This window comes from Paraburkholderia sp. BR13439, from assembly GCF_040948805.1.
GTDB lineage: Bacteria > Pseudomonadota > Gammaproteobacteria > Burkholderiales > Burkholderiaceae > Paraburkholderia > Paraburkholderia youngii.
Genome location: NZ_JBFPKN010000041.1, coordinates 1 through 20,537, shown reverse-complemented (window position 1 = coordinate 20,537; position 20,537 = coordinate 1). Strand labels below are relative to the sequence as shown.

Below are 20,537 nucleotides of genomic sequence, written 5' to 3'. Positions count from 1 at the left end.
CCTCGATATTTGTGGCTTTGGCCTGCTAGGCCCCGCATGATTCGCCCCCAGTGACCTGCTCCCAACGAGTAGAGCTAACCGGAACCTAGTAAAGTCCGTTTCGGAGAAGAAGACGAACATGAAGAAGCGCTTTACGGAAGGACAACTCATCGGTTTTCTGAAGGAAGCCGATGCCGGTATGCCAGTCAAAGAGCTAAGCGGGAAGCAGGGGTTCAGTCATGCATCGTTCTACACTTAGCGTGCGAGAGGAGAGGAACTCATTTGGTGAAGGATCAGTTGCCGTTGGCGAGTTCGAGTGAATCGGAAAGGGTGCGCTTCGGTTCCGTGGCCCCCTCCCTCCTCTTCTAGATCCATCTATTTCTGACGAACGGCAGAAACGACCGAAAGGAAGAGGTGCACCATACGAGGGTCGAACTGCGAGCCTGCACCATCAACAATCGCCTGTATCGCCTGACTTCTGGGGATAGCGCGCTTGTAGACTCGCGCATACCGGATGGCGTCGTAGGCATCAGCGACTGAGACGAGACGCGCTGCCATCGGAATCGATTCGCCTCGAAGGCCGCTAGGATAGCCAGTTCCGTCCCATCTTTCGTGATGACACAGGGCTACCTCCCTGAGGAGACCAGCCAAATCGGATTGCGGAAAGCCGGAAGCTACTTGGTCAATCAGCTTCGCACCTAGTGCCGCGTGAGCCTTCGCCGCTGAGTATTCCGCTTTGTCAAGCGCACTCGGTTTGCCAAGGATTCGTGCCGATACAGCGGCTTTGCCTATGTCGTGAAAAAGCGCAGCAACTGATAGGCGCTTCGCCCTAATTTCGCAGGCGGTGTCCGTGTTCCAGCCCATCCCGCTCATCTTGCTCGTCATCCTGCCCGCGAGTGCCGCGACGCGCTTGCTGTGATTGACTGTCTGCCGGATGACCATAGAATTGAGTTTGTAATCTAGGGATCCGTTTACTTCGATAAAGCGCTGCAACGCGGCCACGCGCAACCGCCGGGTAAGAGACGATCCGGGTTCCATCGGTCCATCTCGCTTAAGCGGTCGATGCTCAGACGTATTCGCGGGGCATCTTGGTCGCTCCCATTCCTCATTGGTTAGCTCATGAAAATGCATTCAAATCTCCAAACGGTTGGATCGAACCATTAGATTTACGACGATCGTTTCGTGCGCGATATGTTCCTTTCCCCAATACATGCAACTTCCCTCCAATTCGACAAACCGCTCCCTTTCAGAGGAGCCCCTGAGAACTCGTCGCCAACTTGTTGCCAGTTCCATCGCGAGCCGAGGCCATGAACTGATTCGACGCGGCGGATGATAAATGTAAGTCCCGCAAACACAAATCGACAAGAGGGCAAAGTGTGCGATGCGTCAAGGTATTCTTGCATTGACAATGGCGAGTCTTTTTCGATTTCCGGAGATCACGTCTCACAAGACACCTCTTGAGGGCCGAATCTCAGGATTCCGATGCTGCACCGGAGATGACCATGTTGTTGCACTTATGACGGTCGCATGTCCGGAACGCGACAAAGTGATGGGGCCCAGTCGGTCGGAACCTGCACTGACCGTCTCTTTCTTGTGGCCCACAAATTGCTGGGTATGGCTGCACACCTCACAAGGAGTCTTCCATGCTCAGGAAAAGGATCGATCCGCAAACGCTTGAGGCCATGCTTGTCGAAGCGACGGAAAATGCATTATCTGACTATGACTCATCGCTCGCGTTGGATGACGATTTAGAGGCAGTCGCCCAGTTCGGCGCCGCTTTCGCCTCCCTTCGTGCACATGGTGCGGACACCGAATCGGATACGTAACCTGTGGAGGATGCTGAGGCTGACGGCGATATTCACAGCTGGCGTGATGACGTTTTTTCGCGACTCAGGGATTCGACGCTGCGCGATTGGGTCGCTCGCAGTGCGTACCTAAGCGAGCGGCTCGAATCCATCCCAGTAGCCGAAAAGCCGTGAGGACGATCAAGCCGCCGCATTCGCTTGCTGGCAGCGATTGTGAGCAAATGAGCACCAGACGTTGGAATAAGGTTCAGCAAAAGGTGGATTGGCGGCGGTCCAAGGTGGACGACTCCGAAAGACGTCAAAGTGACCGTCCACATGCGCGGGAACTGTTGGTGAAGCGGCTTCCCATGACGTAGATGCTCATGCTGGGAAGCTGGACACGACCCTATCATCGAATCCGCCCTTATCGTCAAGTCGGTTCCTTTTCGTGGTTTCACGCGGGGCGACTATGATGCATAGACCGCATCCTGACGAAGCAAGCCGCCTTGGCGTCGGACAAGCGCAATCGGCATTGGTCTGAACGGTATCACGCTGCCACGAAAGACGCCAAAGATTCTCGACAACACCGATCCGAAGGTTCTGCGGTTCCAGCATTGACTATCTCAATGTACAGGTCTACGTATTGGTGCGAAACCATCGCACCGGGCTTCAAGTCCTTGGCATAGACAATGCACATGAGTTCGTCCAAGCCGTGAGCCGTCGTCTGCGAGCGTTCAAGGATGGGGCCACGCTCGTAGACAAGCGGGCCCATCACATTTCGATGATAACGGATGTGCTCCTTGTTGGCGAACACACAGATCGGGATGGGATGCTGCAGCTCGATGTTGCTCTGACCACGAGTCCCGCCGATGCGTGGACGTGGGACTTAATCGTCGACAAATCGCCGTAACTTGTCGGCGTGATTTGGCTGCATCAGTTTTCGCATCGCCTTGCTTTCGATGTACCGGATTCGTTCGCGCGTCAGGTCGAATTGTTTGCCAAGTTCCTGGAGCGTGTAGCCGCACGCTACATCAATCCCGAACCGCATTCGCAGTACTTTCGCTTCACGCGGCGACAATGAATCCAGCGCTTCGTCGATTGCGGCTCGCAGATTCGAGCGCGCGGCCGCATCCGCCGGGGATCCAGCCATTGGATCTTCGATCATATCGCCAAGCGTGGTGTCGGCATCTTCGTCCACTGGCGTCTCGAGCGATAAGGGTTGCCTCATGACCTTCAGTATGTCACGAATCTTGTCTTCTGATAATTCCATGCGCTGAGCCAACGCAGCAGGATTAGCCTTTTGCCCAGTCTCCTGCAAAATCTCCCGCGAAATCCGGTTTAGCTTGTTGATTGACTCCATCATATGCGAGGGGACTCGGATTGTGCGCGCCTGATCCGCAAGACAACGCGTGACTGACTGCCTGACCCACCATGTTGCGTAAGTTGAAAACTTCCAGCCGCGTCGATATTGAAATTTGTCGACGGCTTTCATCAGGCCGATGTTGCCTTCCTGGATCAGATCCAGAAGGGGCACGCCTCGGTTCGCGTACTTTCTCGCGATAGAGACCACGAGACGCAGATTCGCCTCGATCATCTTGCGCTTCGCCTGCCGCATCTTCGACTCGGCTGCCATCATCTGCCGGTTGATCTTCTTCAAGTGTTGCAAGGGCAGGCCGGCCTTAGCCTCAATATCGATAAGCTTCTGCTGTTCAGTCTGGATCTCCGGTAGACTGCGTGAAAGTGCCACACCGTACTTGCGGGACGCCGCCGAGTTTTCAGTCCACGCGAGATCAGTTTCGTATCCCAAAAACGACTCGACGAATCGCGCGCGCGGCATGCCGCACCGGTCAACGGCAATCTGCAGAATACGTCGCTCGACCGCACGTACCTGTGCGACTTGCTGCTGCACATCAGCGCATAGCGCATCGATAGTCCGTGCCGTGAAGCGAACAGCCGCAAGCTCCCGCTGGATCGCTTCAAAAAGGCGCTCGCGGGCGACCTGTCCGTTTTCTTGCGCGGCGCCGGCTTCTGAAATCTGTTCGTACAGGTCACGAACTCGCGCAAAGATAGCGAGGCCGTCTCTCGTGAGCTGTTTCATTCGCGGTTCGCTCCCCTTCACCATGTCCCGGTCTTCGACGACGCTGCCCTCACCGCCGTCGCTCCTCGCGTCGTCGCCCTTAGCGCTGTCGTGTTCAATGTCCGGGGTTTTAGCCGGCTCTGGCAACGACCGAAGGACCGCTTCAGAGTCTTCATTTAGGCCGTCGACCAGTTCATCGATGCGCAGTTCACCAGATTGAATCTGCTTTACCATTCGAAGGATCGTGAAGACAGTCGGCGGGCAGCGTGCGATCGCCAAGCCCATTTCGTGGAGTCCCTCTTCGATGCGTTTCGCAATCTCAGTCTCGCCCGCGCGAGTCAATAATTCGGTCGCACCCATTTCACGCATATACATCCGAACGGGATCCGTTGTGCACCCGAATTCAGGATCGACGGTTGAAAGCGCGCCTTCGGCCTCCAGATCTGCCTTGTCGTCCGACGTGGCTGCCGGCGCCGCGTCGTCCAAGAACGGCTTCTCCGTGTCAGGCGCCTGCTCGTAGACTGCAATGCCGATGTCGTTGAAAGTGCTGGCAATGATTTCAATGGCCGCGGTATGCACAAAATTGTCGGGGAGATGATCGTTGATTTCCGCATGAGTCAGGTAGCCGCGCTGGTTGCCGAGTCGGATGAGAGTGCGCATCCAGCGCTCCTGTTGCTCTTCGTCCTGCGATATCCCGTCGATCGACTGCAGGGGTGTTACGGGATCGACCTTCGACGCGCGCGGGACCGACGCGTTCAGAGCGGACGAAACTGTGCCTGGACGTGAATAGGGCCAATCGACCTTTGACATAGATTCTCCTGGACGTGATTGCCCGGCAATCGCGACCAGCGACTGTCCACACTCGGCCGACGAGCCGCGCACGTTTCGCTGTTACAGACGGACACAGGCTGTGGAATCGCAACGGGCAGTGAATGCGCGGCCCCTAGATACGGGCGGACGCAAGGGAACCGCAAGACTTGGCGAAAAGCATCAATGCGTTAGCAACGTAACACAAACTACCGCATTTCACCAGTTGGCGAATCTGGACCGTCCGCAACGTTAACGTGCTACGCCGCGGGCCACACTAAGAATTCGACATCTGGATGGATAGAATATGACGAAGCTTATCGAGATCTTTGCGTGGAATTGGAGCATCTATGAATACGGCTCGGAGTCGGAAGCGCATCAGGGCCGCTCCGGCCAAACGTCGTTGGGTTCGGTCGAGCTCCGACTTGGAGTCGTGCATCTTTCCATCGTTCAGTCGTCGGTTCTACGCCGAAAATGGCGGTTCATTGGCGAGTAGGCCTCGCATCGAGGTCCGTACGAGAACATCTCGGCTGGACCGCTAGCTTTCGCTGTTTGACGGATATCACGTCTACGGCGTGCAACTGCCCTAGAGTGTCGGCCGCCTTCAGTACCTTCTCCCGCTTGGGCTCTGGATTGACCCTCATTAGCAAAGCCGATATTCTCGCTCTTTTTGACAGAAATCCGGCATCCACCGGGTTTCGGTGAATGGCTGGGCGTTATGGCGCCTTGGGCGCGCGCATCGGCGCATTGGCGCAATCTCGAACGCTCCTGTGGGCATGGATTTCACATCCGCCCGCGGGCGGCGGTCCTACCGGGCGCGGCACGAACTAGCAGCCACGCCACAAGATGCACATTGGCGCCGGCGTACTCCAAAGCTGAATGAGAGAAGCTGACAGTGCGGAAGCACCTTCGTGCCGAAATCTGCCTATGCCGGCTCTTGACCATGTGCGGGCCTGAAAGGAGGAAATGAAATGAAGCCGCGGCTGATCCTGACAATATTGATCGCATATCTGCTGTGCGCTTGTGTTGGGGGGCACGGGTCGTCTTCTGCGCCAGCCCCCTCAGCAGAGACAGGCTTGCGGTCCAATTTCAATCAGACCGCAATTACCGCGCGTCTGCCGACGGACACCGGCGGTTTCGCAACGGCGACCGGATCAGACGATCCAGCCGTCACGGTCGACAGCCTCGCTGATCTGCTGGCTGCGTTCAGCGCGCGACAGCACCACATCCTAGTCAAGGGCGAAATCTACGGCGGACCGCGACTGACGACCATCACCTTCGCCAGCACGGACTGGAACAACACCACGATCGAAGGCGCCAGCGGTGGCAATGCGGTGCTGAAAAACGTCCAGCTTAAATTCGACGGCGAAATGCTGCCGGCAGACCAGAACATCCAGAATGTCGTGATCAGAAACATCACTTTTCATGGCGTCATCGGAGATCTACAGGCCCTACCCGCCCAAGTCTACGGCACATCCAACAACGCCGGCATCAACTATGAAGGCGTGTCGCTGCGACGGGTCACCAATGCATGGGTCGATCATTGTTCCTTCTACGATACGAGCGACAATCTGATGAGTGTGACGCTGTCATCGGATAATGTGACGGTCTCGTATAGCCGGTTTTATTTCACCAATGAATGGCTGGCGATGCGCCCCGATCCCCTGTGGGACTGGACGGGCAAGAACCAAGATCTGGCCAATGAACGCCTGGCGATGGTAGTGGGCGCATCTCGGCAGGATTCGTATGCATATGGTGGGCACAGGCTGCATGTCACCTTGCACCATAACCAGTTCGGCCCCAACCTAAAGGGGCGTCCGCTGCTGCGGGGCTGGGTCCACGTCTACGACGATTATTTCGATAACGACGCCACACCGACTGGCCTCACGGCCGTCGGGTCAGACGAGACCCAGTACAACGCGCTGCAGATCGGAAGCGGCAGCGTCGTCTATGTTGAAAGCAACTATTTTCTTAGAACTAACCAGAGCATTCAGGTCGGTCTGGATTTGCCGGACGATGTCTACTCTTTTCATGAAAACGCAAACCAGTACGTTCAGTCCACCGGCAGATCGGCAAAGGGCGAGGCTTTTTCAATCGCGCCGGTCGGTTACGCGTATCGAGTTGGGACGGCCTCGTCCGTTCTCAACGCCGCGTCGGCCTACGGTCCTCGCTAGTGCCAGCGATCAATCAGGACGACTTCCCGCTAGGTGTGGGGGTCGTCTCGCTGGCATTGACGCCAGTGCCCAGGGGCGGCCCTTTCACGATCCAACGACGCATCGCAGGCACTGCAATACCGCAGATCGGGAATCGCCCGCCGCGCAGCACGCATCGGTGATCGCATTAGTATGTGCTACCGGGAGCGAGTTTCACATGCTGCGCGACGGCGCCTTCTATCAAGCGAAATCCGCCCGTCACACTTGACGAGTGACATAGGGCGCCCCGCCCTTGTTGTGTCCGTAATCGGTAAGGATTCGATATCGGGTACCCTCAGTTCTTTGGAATGACCTAGTGATTCTACAAACTTACCCGATGGGTCGTATGTTGCGGATCGTCGGCTGCACAACGTCGCTGTCGGAATGGAGGTGTACGGCACGTCGAAAGTACGAGACGCATACTTAGGAAAGGTCTGGATAACCGGCATTTTGCGCGCTGACCTTCTATATTTTCGCAATGGCGGTGATGAGAATTTGTTGAGTCGTTACGGCGTCTGCGATTTGCGCCGCTCCGTGCAGCGCTACTGAGGCGCAAAACACGGCGTAGGTTATCAAGCCTTGCGCAAAGCTCTACGCGCCATCCATAGATTGCTCAGAGCAAACAACGTCGTGATCTGGCCTGTGTTCTTCATCAAACCGCGATATAGGGTCTTCAGCCGCTCGATCTGATCGTATATCGCGTCCAAACGATCACTCAGATTCAGCTTTTTGTGCTTGCCTGGTCTCATCGCGATGTGCCAACGCACCGCGCCAGTCTCGCGACGCTTTTCGATCCCCTGATATCCCGAGTCAGCGTACACTTCCGTTTCTTGACCGTGCAACAGCGCATGAGCCTCCGTAATGTCGTGGACGTTGCCCGCCGTGCCTACAACGGTATGGAGCAGACCGGACTTAGCGTCCACGCCGATGTCGGGTAGCAGTGACGCATTGCTGCGTCACCGCCCCCTAAGAACCGGACGTGCGAGTCGCCCCGCATCCGGCTCAAGCCATTCACCAGCACCAGCGTTGGTACCGGGCAATCGATCGTCAGTCGTGGTTCGACGGCGGGCAAAGTAAGACGACCACGCAGGGTCAAACGGATTGGCTTGGCCACGTATCTTCACGTGACGGACAATCGGAACCGCCGCAGCCCGAAACAGCCGGGTTACCCCGTGGGCTTGTGACCGGGCGGTAAACGCCCAGGTACGGTTCCCCTCTACGCGGAAGTATTTGTTTTTCACCCAACCCGCGCCTTTCGTGGGGTGCCGACGCATCGCCCATTTCCACAAGAGGCGCCAGATGTGAGCATCTACCGACGTAAAATGAGATTTTGAGACCACATGACGGTGATACATGGCCCAGCCCCGGATCACCGGGTTGAGCTGTACGATCAAATTCCGCTGTGTGGCGCTCATTTGCAGTCTCACGATTTTCCTTACCTTTTCCAGAAGTGCCTTCACACTTTTGTTGGCCGGTTTGATAAGCAGCTTGCCCGCGTACTTGCGGACATTCTGCCCAAGGAAATCGAACCCATCGGCGATGTGGGTGACTCTGGTTTTCTCTTCCGAGAGTTCCAGACCTCGAACAGCCAGGAACTGCTTGACCGCAGGAAGTACGTTCTGCTCCAGAATGTCTTTAGACACCCCGGTCACAACGAAGTCGTCCGCATACCGATTGACGTTGACCTTGAACTTTCGGTGTGCGCGTTCCGTCGGTCCCACGCTTGCATCTACTGCCGCCTCCAGTCCGTCCAGCGTCATATTCGCGATGACGGGTGAGATAATGTTCCCTTGCGGTGTCCCCGCCTCGGTCGCGAATAGGGTTCCTTCGTCAATGAATCCGGCCTTCAGCCATCGTCGCAGGACAACCTTGTCCATCGGAATGTGTTGAAGAATCCAGTCGTGGCTAAAATTATCGAAGCAACCACGAATGTCTCCTTCCAGAATCGACTCCGACGACTTACGCTTGGCTAGAGTGGTAAAGCAGCATTCGATAGCATCGGCAGTCGAACGTTCGGGCCGAAACCCGTACGAGTTTGGATCCGCCAAGGTCTCCGCAATGGGCTCCAACGCGAGCTTCCATAGTGCTTGCATTGCTCTGCATAGCATGCGGGGAATTCCGAGCGGACGCTTCTTGCCATTGCTCTTGGGGATGTAGATGCGTCGAAGCGGCAACGCACGGTAACCGTGATGTTGCATTGCTTCCATCCCTTTCCATCTGGCCGCCGGATTCGACCAGAGCTTGCCATCGATACCCGGCGTTCTCTTGCCACGATTCTCAGACACTCGTTTCACGGCTAGCATTTTGCCGCTGTACGAGCGGGTCAGCAGACGCTGCAAGGCACTGACCTTGCCCCCTCTGCCTTCCTTGGTTGCCTTGGCGATACGCGCCTGGAGTCGCTTCACCTCATCCTTGATGCGAGGCCAATCGGCCTGAAGCCACATGCGGGTGGGGCGCGAGGGCGCACCAGCCCCGACGGCCTCTGCTTGCGCAATGCCTCCGGTTGCCGTCATCTGCTTTCCCTCGTGTAACGATTAATCAAGTGCCGTGAATGACCACGCGGAAGTCTGCCCGCTTTCGCGTCGGACGATGTTTCAGTCCGTATCTCGACCATTACAGCCGGGCGTTCGCTTTTTCCGCAATCCTCTATCCGCAGCACTAACAGCGTTCCTTGCGGTTCGCCTGCCGTTGCCGGCAGCGCTACGGACTTACCCTGTTCCGCATGAATTTCAGAGTGGGGCGGACCCCTCCTATCCGCCGGCGGCGTTCTGTCCACGATGGCCCAGCACACAGAGGCCATACCTTGCCGCGCGCCATTTTGGCTCAAGCCTGTCAGCACATTTGGCTTGTACAATGATGACGACGTTTATTATTTAGTTTTACTAAATTCATGACAACCGATTCTCTGCTGGTGCGTTATACGGTCATCGCGTTGAAGGGAGACTCGGTTGATGGCCAAAATGGACGATGCTACGCGCAAGCGGGTGCGTGCCGGTCGCTTGATGTTGGCGGGAAAGACGCCCGTCGAAGCGGCAAAGATGGTCGGAGTGGCGCGGCAGACCGCATACACGTGGAAGGCCCGACTCGAAGAAGGTGGCATCGATGCGCTTCGCGTGATGGCCGAGGGTGTGTGAAAACGCACTCATCGCCTAAACTGAATCAACGCATTGAGATCGGGTGACTCATGAAGCGATTCGTTGAAGGCGATGACCGCAAGCAGGTCGCACTGCTTCCCGAATGCATCGATGACTACATCGGGCAGGACAATCCGGTGAGGATCATAGACGTGTTCGTCGACGAACTTGATCTGGCAGCACTCGGCTTCGACGGGGCTTCGCCAGCGCTCACGGGTCGCCCGTCCTATCATCCGGCAGTGATGCTCAAGGTCTATATCTACGGGTATCTGAACCGTGTGCCCTCCAGCCGACGTCTTGAGCGTGAATGCCAGCGGAATCTGGAGATGATGTGGCTGACAGGACGCCTGGCGCCTGACTTCAAAACGATCGCCGACTTCCGCCGCGACAATGGTGCCGCCATTCGCAACGTGTGCCGACGCTTCGTCGAACTGTGCCGCGGCCTGAAGCTTCTTTCGAGCGAAATGGTGGCCATCGACGGCAGCAAGTTCAAAGCGGTGAACAGCCGGGATCGCAACTATACCGCTGGCAAGATCGACAAGCGTCAGCAGCAGATCGAGGAGAGTATCCAGCGATACCTCGACGCGATCGAGACCGCGGATCGCGTCAGTCCAACCGGTTTCGATGTGAAGACCGTTCGCCTGTATGAGAAGGTCGCTTTGCTGCGGCGACGGATGCGCGAACTCGACCAGATCCGCAAGCAACTGAAGAGGCAACCGGACAGACAGCTGTCACTGACCGATTCTGATTCGCGTTCGATGACCAGCAGCGGCAAGAAGACCGGAACAGTCGGCTACAACGTACAGGCCGCGGTAGACACGAAACATCACCTGATCGTTGAACACGAGGTGACCAATGTTGGGGGTGATCACGGCCAGCTCAGCAAGATGGCGTTCGCGGCGAGAGAGGCGATGGGCAAGCCCGGACTGAAGGTGTTGGCCGACCGGGGCTACTTCAGTGGCCCTGATATCCGCACCTGCGAACTCTCGGGAATCAAGGCATATGTCCCGAAACCGTTGACGTCAGCATCGAGGAAGAAGGGCCTCTTTACCAAGCGCGACTTCATCTACATCGCTAAGGATGATGTCTATCGTTGTCCGGCCGGCGAGCGCGCCATTCATCGGTTCACGACTGTTGAGCATGACATGAATCTGAAAGTGTACTGGCCCAGCGCATGCCCGCATTGCCATCTCAAGGAACGATGTTCTCCAAGCGACTACCGGCGCATTCGACGCTGGGAACACGAACAGATACTGGAAGCCATGCAGCGACGGCTCGACCGGAATCCCGACGCAATGACGATCCGGCGCAGCACCGTTGAGCATGTGTTCGGTACGCTCAAACACTGGATGGGTGCCACGCACTTCCAGACTCGAACCCTCGCACGAGTGAGCACTGAGATGAGCCTTCAAGTGTTGGCTTACAACCTGAAGCGAGTCATGAGAATACTCGGCGTTGCGAAGACGGTGAAGGCGATGCGAATGGCTGGAAGCTGAGGTCCTGCGGGGCCTTCATGATGCTGCCGACCTTAGAGCTGTCGCAAAGCCACCAACTACGGTCGGCCTGTCCGGCAACCTTCCCCTCCATAGCCGTAAAACGGTTTCCACACGCCCTCGGCCACGGGGCGACCGGCCCAACTGGATGCGGCCCAACTCGAAGGTTTGCGCGCAGCGCTGCTGCAGAGCCCGTTGATACACGGATTCCGTACCGAACTGTGGACGCTCAAGCGCGTACGGGTGCTCATCGAGCGACTGTACGGCGTTACCTTCAGCGAGGTACATGTCTGGCGGTTGCTGGGCGCCTTGGGGTTCAGCTCGCAAAAGCCGGAGCGCCGGGCGATCGAGCGCAACGAGGACGCGGTACTGACCTGGAAGCGCAAGACCTGGCCCACGCTCAAAAAAAGTGTCCCGCCGAAGGACGACTGATCGTCTTCATTGACGAATCCGGCCTCTCGGAGCGCCCCACACGAGTGCGCACCTGGGCGCCCAAGGGCTGCACGCCGATCATTCAGTACCACTTCAACTGGAAGCACGTTTCGGCCATCGCCGGTCTTAACCGTACCAACTTCGTGTTCCGCCTGCACGACGGCGCGATCAAAAGCGCGCAAATCATCGAATTCCTCAAAGCGCTGCGCGCGCAACTCAGACGCAAGCTGATGATCGTGTGGGACGGCGCAGCGCAGCACAAGAGCCGTGTCGTGCGCGAATACCTTGACAGCACGGATGGCGCAATCCAGATGGCGCTGCTGCCCGGCTACGCCCCGGACCTGAATCCAGTCGAATACCTTTGGGCCTGGCTCAAGCGGCACGCATTGGCGAACTTCTGCCCTGATAACCTGGCCGAGCTGAAGCACACCGCTCGAAGCAAGCTCAAGAGCGGCCAGAAGCGCAAATCGATTATCGTTGCCTGCTGGAAGCAAGCCGAGCTTTGGTAATGTCATGATTTACGTAACTCTCAATAGAGGTTCACATATGTTGGTCGTTGCCACTCGTCCCTAGTCCCTCACCACCTTTGTGCTGGCAGATTCCGCTTCTCCTCGCGGGTCGGCGTACCGAAAACTGTCGGCGGTTACATTGTCCCCAGAGCTTCATACCACGCCGTTACCGGCGTCGCATGTCTGGGTAGGGAACGGTTGATGGAACAACCGGTTTAATCACGACGATCAGATCGTTGAGTTAGACAGAAATTCAAGCGACTTTCAGGTCGCACGTGCGCTTTCATCCCGAAGTACCATTGATTCCCTTTCTTCGTCTGATGCATCTCCGGATCCCGTTTGCCAGAGCCGTTCTTTGTCGAACTTGGTGCGCTAATCAAGGTCGCATCGACCGCTGACCCTGCCTTCAACATCAAGCCTTTTTCACTCAGGACCTCATTGACCACCGTGAGCATCTGCGCGACCAGTCCGTGCGTTTCGAGAAGGTGCGGAACCGAAGAATCGTGCTTTCGTCCGGCAAACGCGTCATACCTTCGTCCAGCCCCGCGAACTCACGGTACAGCGGCACGTCGTAAAGCGCCTCTTCCATCGCCGGGTCCGAAAGCCCAAACCACTGCTGCATGAAGTGAATCTGCAGCATCGTCGCAACCGGAAACGGCGACCTTCCAGTCTTACCTTTCGGATAGTGCGGTTCGATCAGCGCAATCAACCTCGACCATGGCACAACGCGCCTCATCTCATCGAGGAATTCCCGCTTGCACGTGCGTTTCGTTGAAAGATCCAGGCCAAGACCGAGCTGTGTCATCGAGGAACTCCTTTAGTTCGCGTTTTTCTAGGATAGGACAACCAGACTTCAACGCCAGGACTTTTGCAGACCTTCCCTAGCTGTCTATCGGCCGTCATCCGTGCAACCGGACCTTCAAGGATGTTGACGTTTTTTCCTTCGAGCAGGTCGAGCATTTCACTCACCGAGCCATTCCAGCGGAGGCATATGTCGGCCGCCCCTACCGTTGGGCGCTCGGCGACCAGATCGACCCCGTTGCCTTTTTGATGAATGCTCAGGACCGCGCCGCCGATTGCAAGTTGGCGCACGAGCACCCGGCCGCCTATGACATGCTCGGCGACGACTTCTGTCCCGAAAAGGTCATCGTAAAATGCTCAGCTTCCCACGAGGTCAGCTACGGTGATAGCAACATGATCGATTGCAAGGATTCGGGACATACGGACCTCCAAGAAAGGAACCATCCTATGCGCGAATAGTGAGCTGTGAATTAGAAGGCTACCATTTTGGCCAGCGTGATACCGATTTGGAAAAGCTGCCGCTCATTATCTAGTTGCGACTGACCGAAGAGGGTCGTGTGCAGCCGACTGCTGGCGGGATGGGTGTGGGCTCGGCGCCCGAATCCCATGAGTCAGGTGCCGGCCACAAGCTGACCGTCCGGTCGTCACACGCATACGCTCGGCGTCCTGAGACGGGACATGGGAGCAGTGTCCGCTAGCTGTCATTGCCCCAACCTTGAGCGGATCTCGGCGACGGACAGATCATGTTTATGTGTGGCAATTTGCCAGGTATTACCCCATTCATCTATCACCATGGCTCGCCGGTCGCCGTACGGCATGTCGGTTGGTTCCTCAATTGCGACCGCATTCGCCGCGATCGCGCGCCTGTAGGTTGAATCAGCGTCCTCGACATAGACGTAGAGAAATGCCGTGGCTGGGTCACGCAGGCCATCCCCACCGCTGACCATCAGCACGGAGTCGCCAATTCTGATCTCGGCAGGTAATCCGGCTCGAAATTCACCCCGTGCCTGAAAGACCTGCTTAAGGAACGCTACTAGGTTTTCGGGATCCCGTACGATGATTCGGGGTGTGACGGTATGCCAGCCGTCAGGCTGGAAGTTAGTCATAGCGTGCGCCTCGTAACAGATATCACCGAGAATTCTCCTTTGTGTGCCCCATGTCCGCAAAGGGGTCGCCTTCGGCACACGGCATCTGGCGCCAGCCGGCCATAAAAGCCACTAACGTGGCGCTGTTCGCGCCATCCAGATGACGGCTCAACACAACAGAACGGTCATAGAAGGACGTGGGCCGCAATTGAGAAGCGACCTTTCGCACTAGTACAACATCCCGTAAATAGCTTTAATAATTATCGGGCTGCAAATAAGGCTGTAGGAGCGTGACGACGACCTCGGCCATCTCGTCGAGTGAGCCTGTGCCCGGCAGAGGTTCCCATCGGCCGGTGTGGCTCCGAAAGGCGGCACTATAACGATTGCGGGCGAGCTCGGTAAGGCGCGCCACAACAGTCGGTTCCTCATCATCGAGACGTTTGATCAGCAGGTGCCGCCCATAGGCTTGTGTGACGATCTGCTCATGGCCGAGCAAGCTGCGCAGTTGACGCTGGAGTTCGGTCGCGTAATGTTTAGTGGGTATGGCTGGCATGTCTGTCTCTTGATTACGATGTGCCCGTTTGCAACGGGTAGCCCCGGAAAGTCCATTTGAAGGGGCGCGCTGCCTGATTATGCTCGCGTGCAGCGGGGTGAAGTGGAAGTGAAACCGCCGATCATGCCGCTCGTTGAACGCTTGCCAGACGGCCTGGGCGCGATGCGTATTGAGGTTGTCCCAAATCACGTGCACCTGTTTGCCCGGGTGCGCAGCCGCCACGCGCTCCATGAAGGCGACCAGGTCGTCCTGGGTGCGCCGCTCGCGGCAGTGCCAGCACCTGACCGGATGCACATCAAGCGCGGCAATCAGCGCCTGAGTGCCGTGCCGGATATATTCAAACTCCCGACGACGCAGCCGTCCCGGTGCCGGCGCGTGCCCCGGGTGCTTGCGCTCGATGGCTTGAATGCCCGTCTTCTCGTCGATGCTGAGCACCACCGCGTTTTTGGGCGCCTTGCGGTACAGCTTGCAAATCACATTGACCTTCTCGCGAAAGGCCGGGTCGGGACTGTGTAGCCATTGCTGGACCCGGTGCGGTCGAACGTCGCCAGCCTGCAGAATGCGCTGCACATGGCTGCGGCTGATCTGTTCGACAATGCCACGCTCGATCGCGCGCGCCACTATCTCGTCCAGTGTCGGCGTAGCCCGTCCCTCGGGTTCGTGTGCTTCACATGCCAACGCAATCAACTGCAGTCGCGTTTCTTGCGTGATGCGTGGCGGACGGCCGCTACGCTCACCCTCGCGCAGGCCCTGCGCACCGTTCTGTGCGATGCGCTTGCGCCACGTGCAGACCGTCTGCGCCGATACGCGCAGCTCTCGAGCAATCACCGTATTCGAGTGTCCTTCGTGCGCCCACAGCGCGATGCGTGCCCGCATCACATCTCGCTGAGTCGCGGTCTTCCGCTCGATCAGCGACAGGAGTTCTTCTCGTTCTTTCTTCGCCAACTTCACTGGCGTTGCATGACGACCTTGGCTCATCCCGAAATGATAGCCAAGACAATTATTTAATCAAGCTATTTAGGGGATGTTGTACTAGTCGCGACGAAGCCATCGCTCCGTTTTGCCGGTTTACATCTGCCGGAACATGTGTGCGTATTGTTTGCTGACGGCGATCGCGCCATCGTGGCCGCGCAGCTTGATTGACGTTTTCCCTAGCGCGCTGACCGATGCACTCTCTACCTTATCGACGTTCACCACGGTGCTTCGGTGCACCTGCCAGAAGCGAGCCGGGTCCAGTTGCGCAACTAACTCCTTCAGGCTCATCCGGATCAGCAGTTCGCCCGTTCGCGTCGCGACGACGACATACTTGTCGGCAGCCTCGAAGTACAGCACATCTTCCACCGGCACTATCCTGATGTCGCTGCCGCTGGATGCGCGCAGATAGCGAAGCGGCGGCCTCTGGTCGCTGGCCTGCCCGCGATTCTCCGGCGCGGTGCTGCGCGTGATCTGCTCCAGCTGGCAGAGCAGTCGCTGCAAATGAGCTTGCATCTGGGCGCCGGGCATCGCATCTGTTGGCGCGCGCGAAAGCCGAACGCACAACCTGTCGATCGTGCGCGCGAGCCGCGTGGCATCGACGGGCTTCAGAAGATAGTCGATCGCGGCGGCATCGAACGCGTCCAACGCGTATTGATCGTAGGCGGTCACGAACACGATCTGTGGCGGCGCCGCGAGCTTCGTGCACGCGCGCGCAACGTCGAGCCCGGTCGATCCCGGCATTGAAATGTCGAGGAAGGCAACGTCCGGCTGCAAGGCGACGATGCGCTCGATGGCATGCTGGCCGTTACCGACCGTCGCGAGAATCTGCAAATCCGGCCAGGCCGCCGTCAGCTCCCGCTGAAGCGCGGCTGCGATGAGCGGTTCGTCCTCGGCGATCAGCGCGGTCGGCGCGCGAGACACCTCCGGCGAAAAGGCCTTGCCGCTATCGTTCTGCGCCGCAGGGCGGGGCTGGCGGATCTTCATGGCCTCACACTCTCTTGCGGATGACGGGCATTGTCCACCGGAAGCAGGATTTTCGCGATGGTACCTTGCGGCACGTTCTCGACGAGCGTCAGTGAAGCGCGCTCGCCATAGAGTGCTGCAAGGCGCTCCCGCACGTTCGCCAGTCCGATGCCCGTGCCCTGCGTCGCCGGCGTCGCACCGAAGCCTGGCCCCGTGTCGGCGACAATGAGCTCGACGTGCTGTTCGCCGCGCTTTGCTCTCACCTCGATCCGCCCACCTGTCACCGTAACCTGAACACCATGCTTCAGTGCGTTTTCGACGAGCGGCTGAAGCAGCATCGGCGGCACCGCGAGGTTCCCGCAATCGGCAGGGAGATCGAGCGCATAGGCGAGTCTCGGGCCGAGGCGCATTGCGTGCACGGCAAGTATCGAATCCAGCACCGCAAACTGATCCGCGAGCGTCTCGCTTTCGGCCCGCGACGCTTCAAGCGTTGCCCGCAAAAAGCGGTTGAGGCTCCCGAGCAGTTCGCGTGCGCGCGGCGGATCGGACACGATCAGGCTATCCAGGGTCGCCAGCGTGTTGAAGAGAAAGTGTGGTTCGATCTGCGCCTGCAATGCCTGCAAGCGAGCGCGCAACGCGGTTTTTTCGGCGGCCTCCTGCAGCCATGCAGTTCGGGCCACCTGTTCGCGCAGCCCGGCGATCCGGGCTCGCGACCAGCCATACCAGGTGACCAGCAGCGTCGCGACCAGCGCGATCCAGCCCGTCGTGGCGAGGTCTTTGGAGGCGAACGTCTTGCCGATGTCGAGGCCCAGCAGCGCGCTCGCGATCACCCGTCCGATCGCGGCGCCAGCGATGATTGCGCCAACCATCACGATGGCAAGCCTTGGCGCAGTGAGTGCGTTCTTCCGCTGAAGACGAAAGCGGCCGACGTGGAGCAGCAGCATGATCGACAGCCCTATCGCCTCGCTGAAGACGAGGTTTTCGCCAAGGCCTTTCCCCATGCCGACCACGGTCAGGCCCGCCGCAATCAATGCGTTGCCGATGACGACGAGTACGGCCTCGCGCGCATATTCGTCCAGCAGTTGTTTTCCCGGGACGGGTAACCCGGCGGACGCATCGGAGAGTTTGGCGTTACTGCCACGAATCATGCGATCCATCCCGTCACAATGAGATTCAGCAGGCGGTGCGGTGTAGCCACTGCTGCGATACCGGCCATGACGAGACCGATGAGCGACCCGCGCATCGCAAGCTGGTGACCGCGGATGTTGCCTTGCCGAATCGCCCAGATCGCCCGCCCTAAGCTGACGATTGTGAGCAACGACAGCCCGTGCACCCAGGAAAAATGTCCCGGGCTCAGTTCCCGAATGTCGAACGAACTGAGGGAAGTAGCGAGCATAGCCACGGCCCAGAATCGACCGAGCCACTTGTGGCGCGGCGTCCCCTTTTTGGCCAGGAGAACAGCGGTTCCGAGTATGACAGAAAAGATGGCAGTGGCGATATGCGCGGCGATAATGGCAGGCATGCTAGCTCTCCCGGCAGGATGCGCGGACTGGATGCCTGCAGTTTGTGCGGCACATCGACCGTCTTCCAGGAGCATGCGACGAACTGTACGGATTGCGTCGCGAGCGGCACTTTTTGAAGCGAGAGACGAAGATCGGCCGGGCAACGCTTGCTGGGTGTTCGGGTGCGCTTGCGATAGATTGAGGGCGGGAGTGGCGAAGCAGTGTGGATAGGGCCGTCTTCCACATTAGATGTTCGAGGTGGATTGGGCAGCGCCCGTCCATAAGTCAGTCGGGGGTGGCGTGCGGATCGTCAACAATCGCGCGCTGTAGAACGGCAATACAGTGCTGGGACACCACGGCTCATCTAAAATCATTTTCAGTTTTAAACCACCCAACTCACCCAACTGACGGTACAGTGACTGAAGAATGTCGGCATCTGCGCTCTGCGCTGTTCGAATACAACTGGTTGCGGGTTTTCTGATGTGCGTAAATTTGTCTGCATGCCGCATGGGGACTGACTTTTAAGGTCCGCATGGTCAGATCGGTTAAAGTCCGGATTTGCGGATGTAGCGGATGACCGGAAGTCAATACAGGCAAGCGATTCCCACGAATTTGAGTCTTGAGCAGTTTGAGCAATTTGTCTTGCCGTATCTGAGCCGGGGCCGACGTGGGCCGGCTCCAACGTTGGCGTTGCATACAATCTTCAATTACGTCCTGCAACTGCTTTACACCGGGTGCCAGTGGAAAGCGCTGCCGATCAGGATGAACGGCAAAGGCCGCCCCGAGATTCATTACACGCGTATTTATTGGGCACTGCGGCGCTGGGAGGCCGATGGCTGCATCGACCGGATTTTTGCCGGCTCGGTGCACAAGCTTCGTCAGGACGGGCGGCTGGATCTCACGGTCATTCACGGCGACGGCACCACCACGGCGGCGAAGAAAGGCGGCGACAACCTCGGGTATAGCGGCCACAAGCATCTCAAGGGCTGCAAGATCGTCGCCTTCTGCGATCGCAAGTGCAACATCATCGCGCCGTTCGTGACGGCCCCGGGCAACCGCAATGAATCGCCGCTGTTGCGCGAGGCGCTGCTCGGACTCACCGCAATGGCCCGCGCCATTGGCATGGACCTGCACGGCTCAACCGTCAGTCTGGACGGCGTCTACGACTGCCGGGCCAACCGCAAGGCGATCTTCAATCGCGGCATGATCCCGAACATCCGGGAGAACCCGCGTGGGCGCAAAACACCGAAGCGCGGCCGCAAGCAGCGCTTTGATCCGGCCGTCTTCGAGGAGCGCTTCCGGACCATCGAGCGGCTCTTCGCGTGGGAAGACACCCATTAGCGGGCCGGTGTCAAGCGAGTAAGCAACGCCGTGGCCGCATAAGCGGCCGGTTTGGATTTCCTATGTGTTGTGTCCCGCTCGCAGTGGCTGAGCGCGCCCGGTTCTTCAAGTTGTGGCTGCGACGGATCGCGCCAGACACCCATGTGGATCAGGCGAGCGGCGAGAAGCAGCCGGTCGCCCTGGCGGCCATGCCGCCCCGGAAGAACGTTGGTACCGCAATGCGTCCAAGGGGCTTGTGCAAATTCGAGGGCTGCCTGTATTCTGGCGCCAATCCATCGGTGGCTCGCATGGCGAGCGGTCCGCTTTAACTGCGCATCGGCGACGACGGCACGGCATCCCATTCAAATTTGCAAGGCTGGAGCCCAATCTTCCCACGGGGCTTGCCGGTCGCCGTCGAAAGCTTCACATGAAGCAGCGTGTCACATCAAACGGTTTGTGCTCCTTCAGAATATGAAAGCACGCTCGCGCCAGTTTGTGCGCGAGCGCCTTGCGTGCGACGATCGGGTTCGTCCGGGCTTTCTTGCGTTCATAGAAACGCCTGGCTTCCGCGCAATAGCGCTGGGCGAAGTTGGCGGCTTCGATGAAGGCCCACGACAGATACTTGTTGCCGTTGCGGGCGTTGCCTTCGCCCTTTTTCTTTCCGTTGCTGATGCGCTGGCTGTCGACACAGCGCGCATAGGAGGCAAAGTTCCCGGCACTGGCGAAACGCTCGATCGGCCCGGTCTCAAGCAGAATGGTTGTCGCGAGTATCCGGCCGATTCCAGGCACACTGGTGAGGAGGGCATACTCCGCTTGTGCAGTCACCTTTTCCTGAAGACGCTTTTCAAGAATTTCGATCTGTGCAGAAAGGGTGGCAATGACCGCCGCGTTCGCCCTGATCGCCAGCGCCACGTCCTCTTGCAGCCGCATC

General features: G+C 58.2%; 14 protein-coding genes and 6 pseudogenes. 7 read left to right on the top strand and 13 right to left on the bottom strand.

The window, feature by feature from the left end; genetic code table 11:
* Positions 1-118: 118 nt before the first annotated feature.
* A pseudogene (locus AB3X96_RS39490) lies at positions 119-235 on the top strand (transposase); the annotation flags it as partial.
* A 119-nt stretch (positions 236-354) separates the two neighbouring features.
* On the opposite strand, the gene AB3X96_RS39485 reads toward AB3X96_RS39490, so the two are convergent.
* Positions 355-1,017, bottom strand: a complete 663-nt coding sequence (locus tag AB3X96_RS39485) for an HD-GYP domain-containing protein (protein ID WP_176112351.1) — start codon at positions 1,015-1,017, stop codon at positions 355-357.
* Positions 1,018-1,622: 605 nt separating this feature from the next.
* On the opposite strand from AB3X96_RS39485, the gene AB3X96_RS39480 reads away from it, so the two are divergent.
* Positions 1,623-1,805 (top strand): hypothetical protein, encoded by a 183-nt coding sequence (locus AB3X96_RS39480; RefSeq protein ID WP_368594032.1) that lies wholly within the window; start codon positions 1,623-1,625, stop codon positions 1,803-1,805.
* Between the two features lie 844 nt (positions 1,806-2,649).
* Here AB3X96_RS39480 and rpoD read toward each other — a convergent pair.
* Entirely contained in the window at positions 2,650-4,650 is a 2,001-nt protein-coding gene (gene rpoD, locus AB3X96_RS39475) for an RNA polymerase sigma factor RpoD (protein WP_368594031.1), read from the bottom strand.
* 968 nt (positions 4,651-5,618) lie between these two features.
* Here rpoD and AB3X96_RS39470 point away from each other — a divergent pair.
* The gene (locus AB3X96_RS39470; RefSeq protein WP_368594030.1) at positions 5,619-6,821 is read left to right on the top strand and encodes a pectate lyase; all 1,203 of its coding nucleotides are present in this window, start codon (positions 5,619-5,621) and stop codon (positions 6,819-6,821) included.
* Positions 6,822-7,411: 590 nt separating this feature from the next.
* Here the strand turns inward: AB3X96_RS39470 and AB3X96_RS39465 are convergent.
* Positions 7,412-7,768 (bottom strand): annotated as a pseudogene (locus AB3X96_RS39465) (transposase); the annotation flags it as partial.
* A 27-nt stretch (positions 7,769-7,795) separates the two neighbouring features.
* Positions 7,796-9,352 (bottom strand): group II intron reverse transcriptase/maturase, encoded by a 1,557-nt coding sequence (gene ltrA, locus AB3X96_RS39460; RefSeq protein ID WP_368594029.1) that lies wholly within the window; start codon positions 9,350-9,352, stop codon positions 7,796-7,798.
* Between the two features lie 438 nt (positions 9,353-9,790).
* Here ltrA and AB3X96_RS39455 point away from each other — a divergent pair.
* From AB3X96_RS39455 to AB3X96_RS39445, 3 genes and pseudogenes are all read left to right on the top strand, one after another.
* Positions 9,791-9,952, top strand: a pseudogene (locus AB3X96_RS39455) (helix-turn-helix domain-containing protein); the annotation flags it as partial.
* 71 nt (positions 9,953-10,023) lie between these two features.
* Positions 10,024-11,469, top strand: coding sequence for an IS1182 family transposase (locus tag AB3X96_RS39450; RefSeq protein WP_368594028.1), 1,446 nt, complete (start codon positions 10,024-10,026; stop codon positions 11,467-11,469).
* 126 nt (positions 11,470-11,595) lie between these two features.
* A pseudogene (locus AB3X96_RS39445) lies at positions 11,596-12,407 on the top strand (IS630 family transposase); the annotation flags it as partial.
* 272 nt (positions 12,408-12,679) lie between these two features.
* On the opposite strand, the pseudogene AB3X96_RS39440 reads toward AB3X96_RS39445, so the two are convergent.
* The 8 genes and pseudogenes from AB3X96_RS39440 to AB3X96_RS39405 all read right to left on the bottom strand — a co-directional run.
* A pseudogene (locus tag AB3X96_RS39440) lies at positions 12,680-13,212 on the bottom strand (IS5 family transposase); the annotation flags it as partial.
* Complete coding sequence (locus AB3X96_RS39435; protein ID WP_368594027.1) at positions 13,209-13,499, bottom strand: hypothetical protein; 291 nt, start codon at positions 13,497-13,499, stop codon at positions 13,209-13,211. The gene AB3X96_RS39435 and the pseudogene AB3X96_RS39440, both read right to left, overlap by 4 nt.
* Positions 13,500-13,909: 410 nt before the next feature.
* On the bottom strand, positions 13,910-14,314 hold the full coding sequence (locus AB3X96_RS39430) for a VOC family protein (RefSeq protein ID WP_176112363.1): 405 nt from the start codon (positions 14,312-14,314) through the stop codon (positions 13,910-13,912).
* 232 nt (positions 14,315-14,546) lie between these two features.
* Complete coding sequence (locus tag AB3X96_RS39425) at positions 14,547-14,846, bottom strand: hypothetical protein (protein ID WP_250531106.1); 300 nt, start codon at positions 14,844-14,846, stop codon at positions 14,547-14,549.
* A 13-nt stretch (positions 14,847-14,859) separates the two neighbouring features.
* Positions 14,860-15,824: pseudogene (locus AB3X96_RS39420) on the bottom strand (IS630 family transposase).
* Between the two features lie 90 nt (positions 15,825-15,914).
* Entirely contained in the window at positions 15,915-16,805 is an 891-nt protein-coding gene (locus AB3X96_RS39415; RefSeq protein ID WP_368594026.1) for a LytR/AlgR family response regulator transcription factor, read from the bottom strand.
* Positions 16,802-17,941: a sensor histidine kinase gene (locus AB3X96_RS39410; RefSeq protein WP_368594025.1), complete on the bottom strand. Its 1,140-nt coding sequence runs from the start codon at positions 17,939-17,941 to the stop codon at positions 16,802-16,804. Before AB3X96_RS39410 ends, AB3X96_RS39415 begins: the two co-directional genes overlap by 4 nt.
* Positions 17,929-18,306 carry a DUF2306 domain-containing protein gene (locus AB3X96_RS39405; protein ID WP_368594024.1) on the bottom strand — a complete coding sequence of 126 codons (378 nt, stop codon included), beginning with the start codon at positions 18,304-18,306 and terminating at the stop codon, positions 17,929-17,931. The genes AB3X96_RS39410 and AB3X96_RS39405 overlap by 13 nt, the downstream gene beginning before the upstream one ends.
* Positions 18,307-18,859: 553 nt before the next feature.
* Between AB3X96_RS39405 and AB3X96_RS39400 the strand changes: the two genes are divergently transcribed.
* On the top strand, positions 18,860-19,627 hold the full coding sequence (locus tag AB3X96_RS39400) for a transposase (RefSeq protein WP_368594023.1): 768 nt from the start codon (positions 18,860-18,862) through the stop codon (positions 19,625-19,627).
* A gap of 402 nt (positions 19,628-20,029) precedes the next feature.
* Here AB3X96_RS39400 and AB3X96_RS39395 read toward each other — a convergent pair.
* Positions 20,030-20,537, bottom strand: a 508-nt coding sequence (locus tag AB3X96_RS39395) for a transposase (protein WP_368594022.1), incomplete at its 5' end; no start/stop codon positions are given.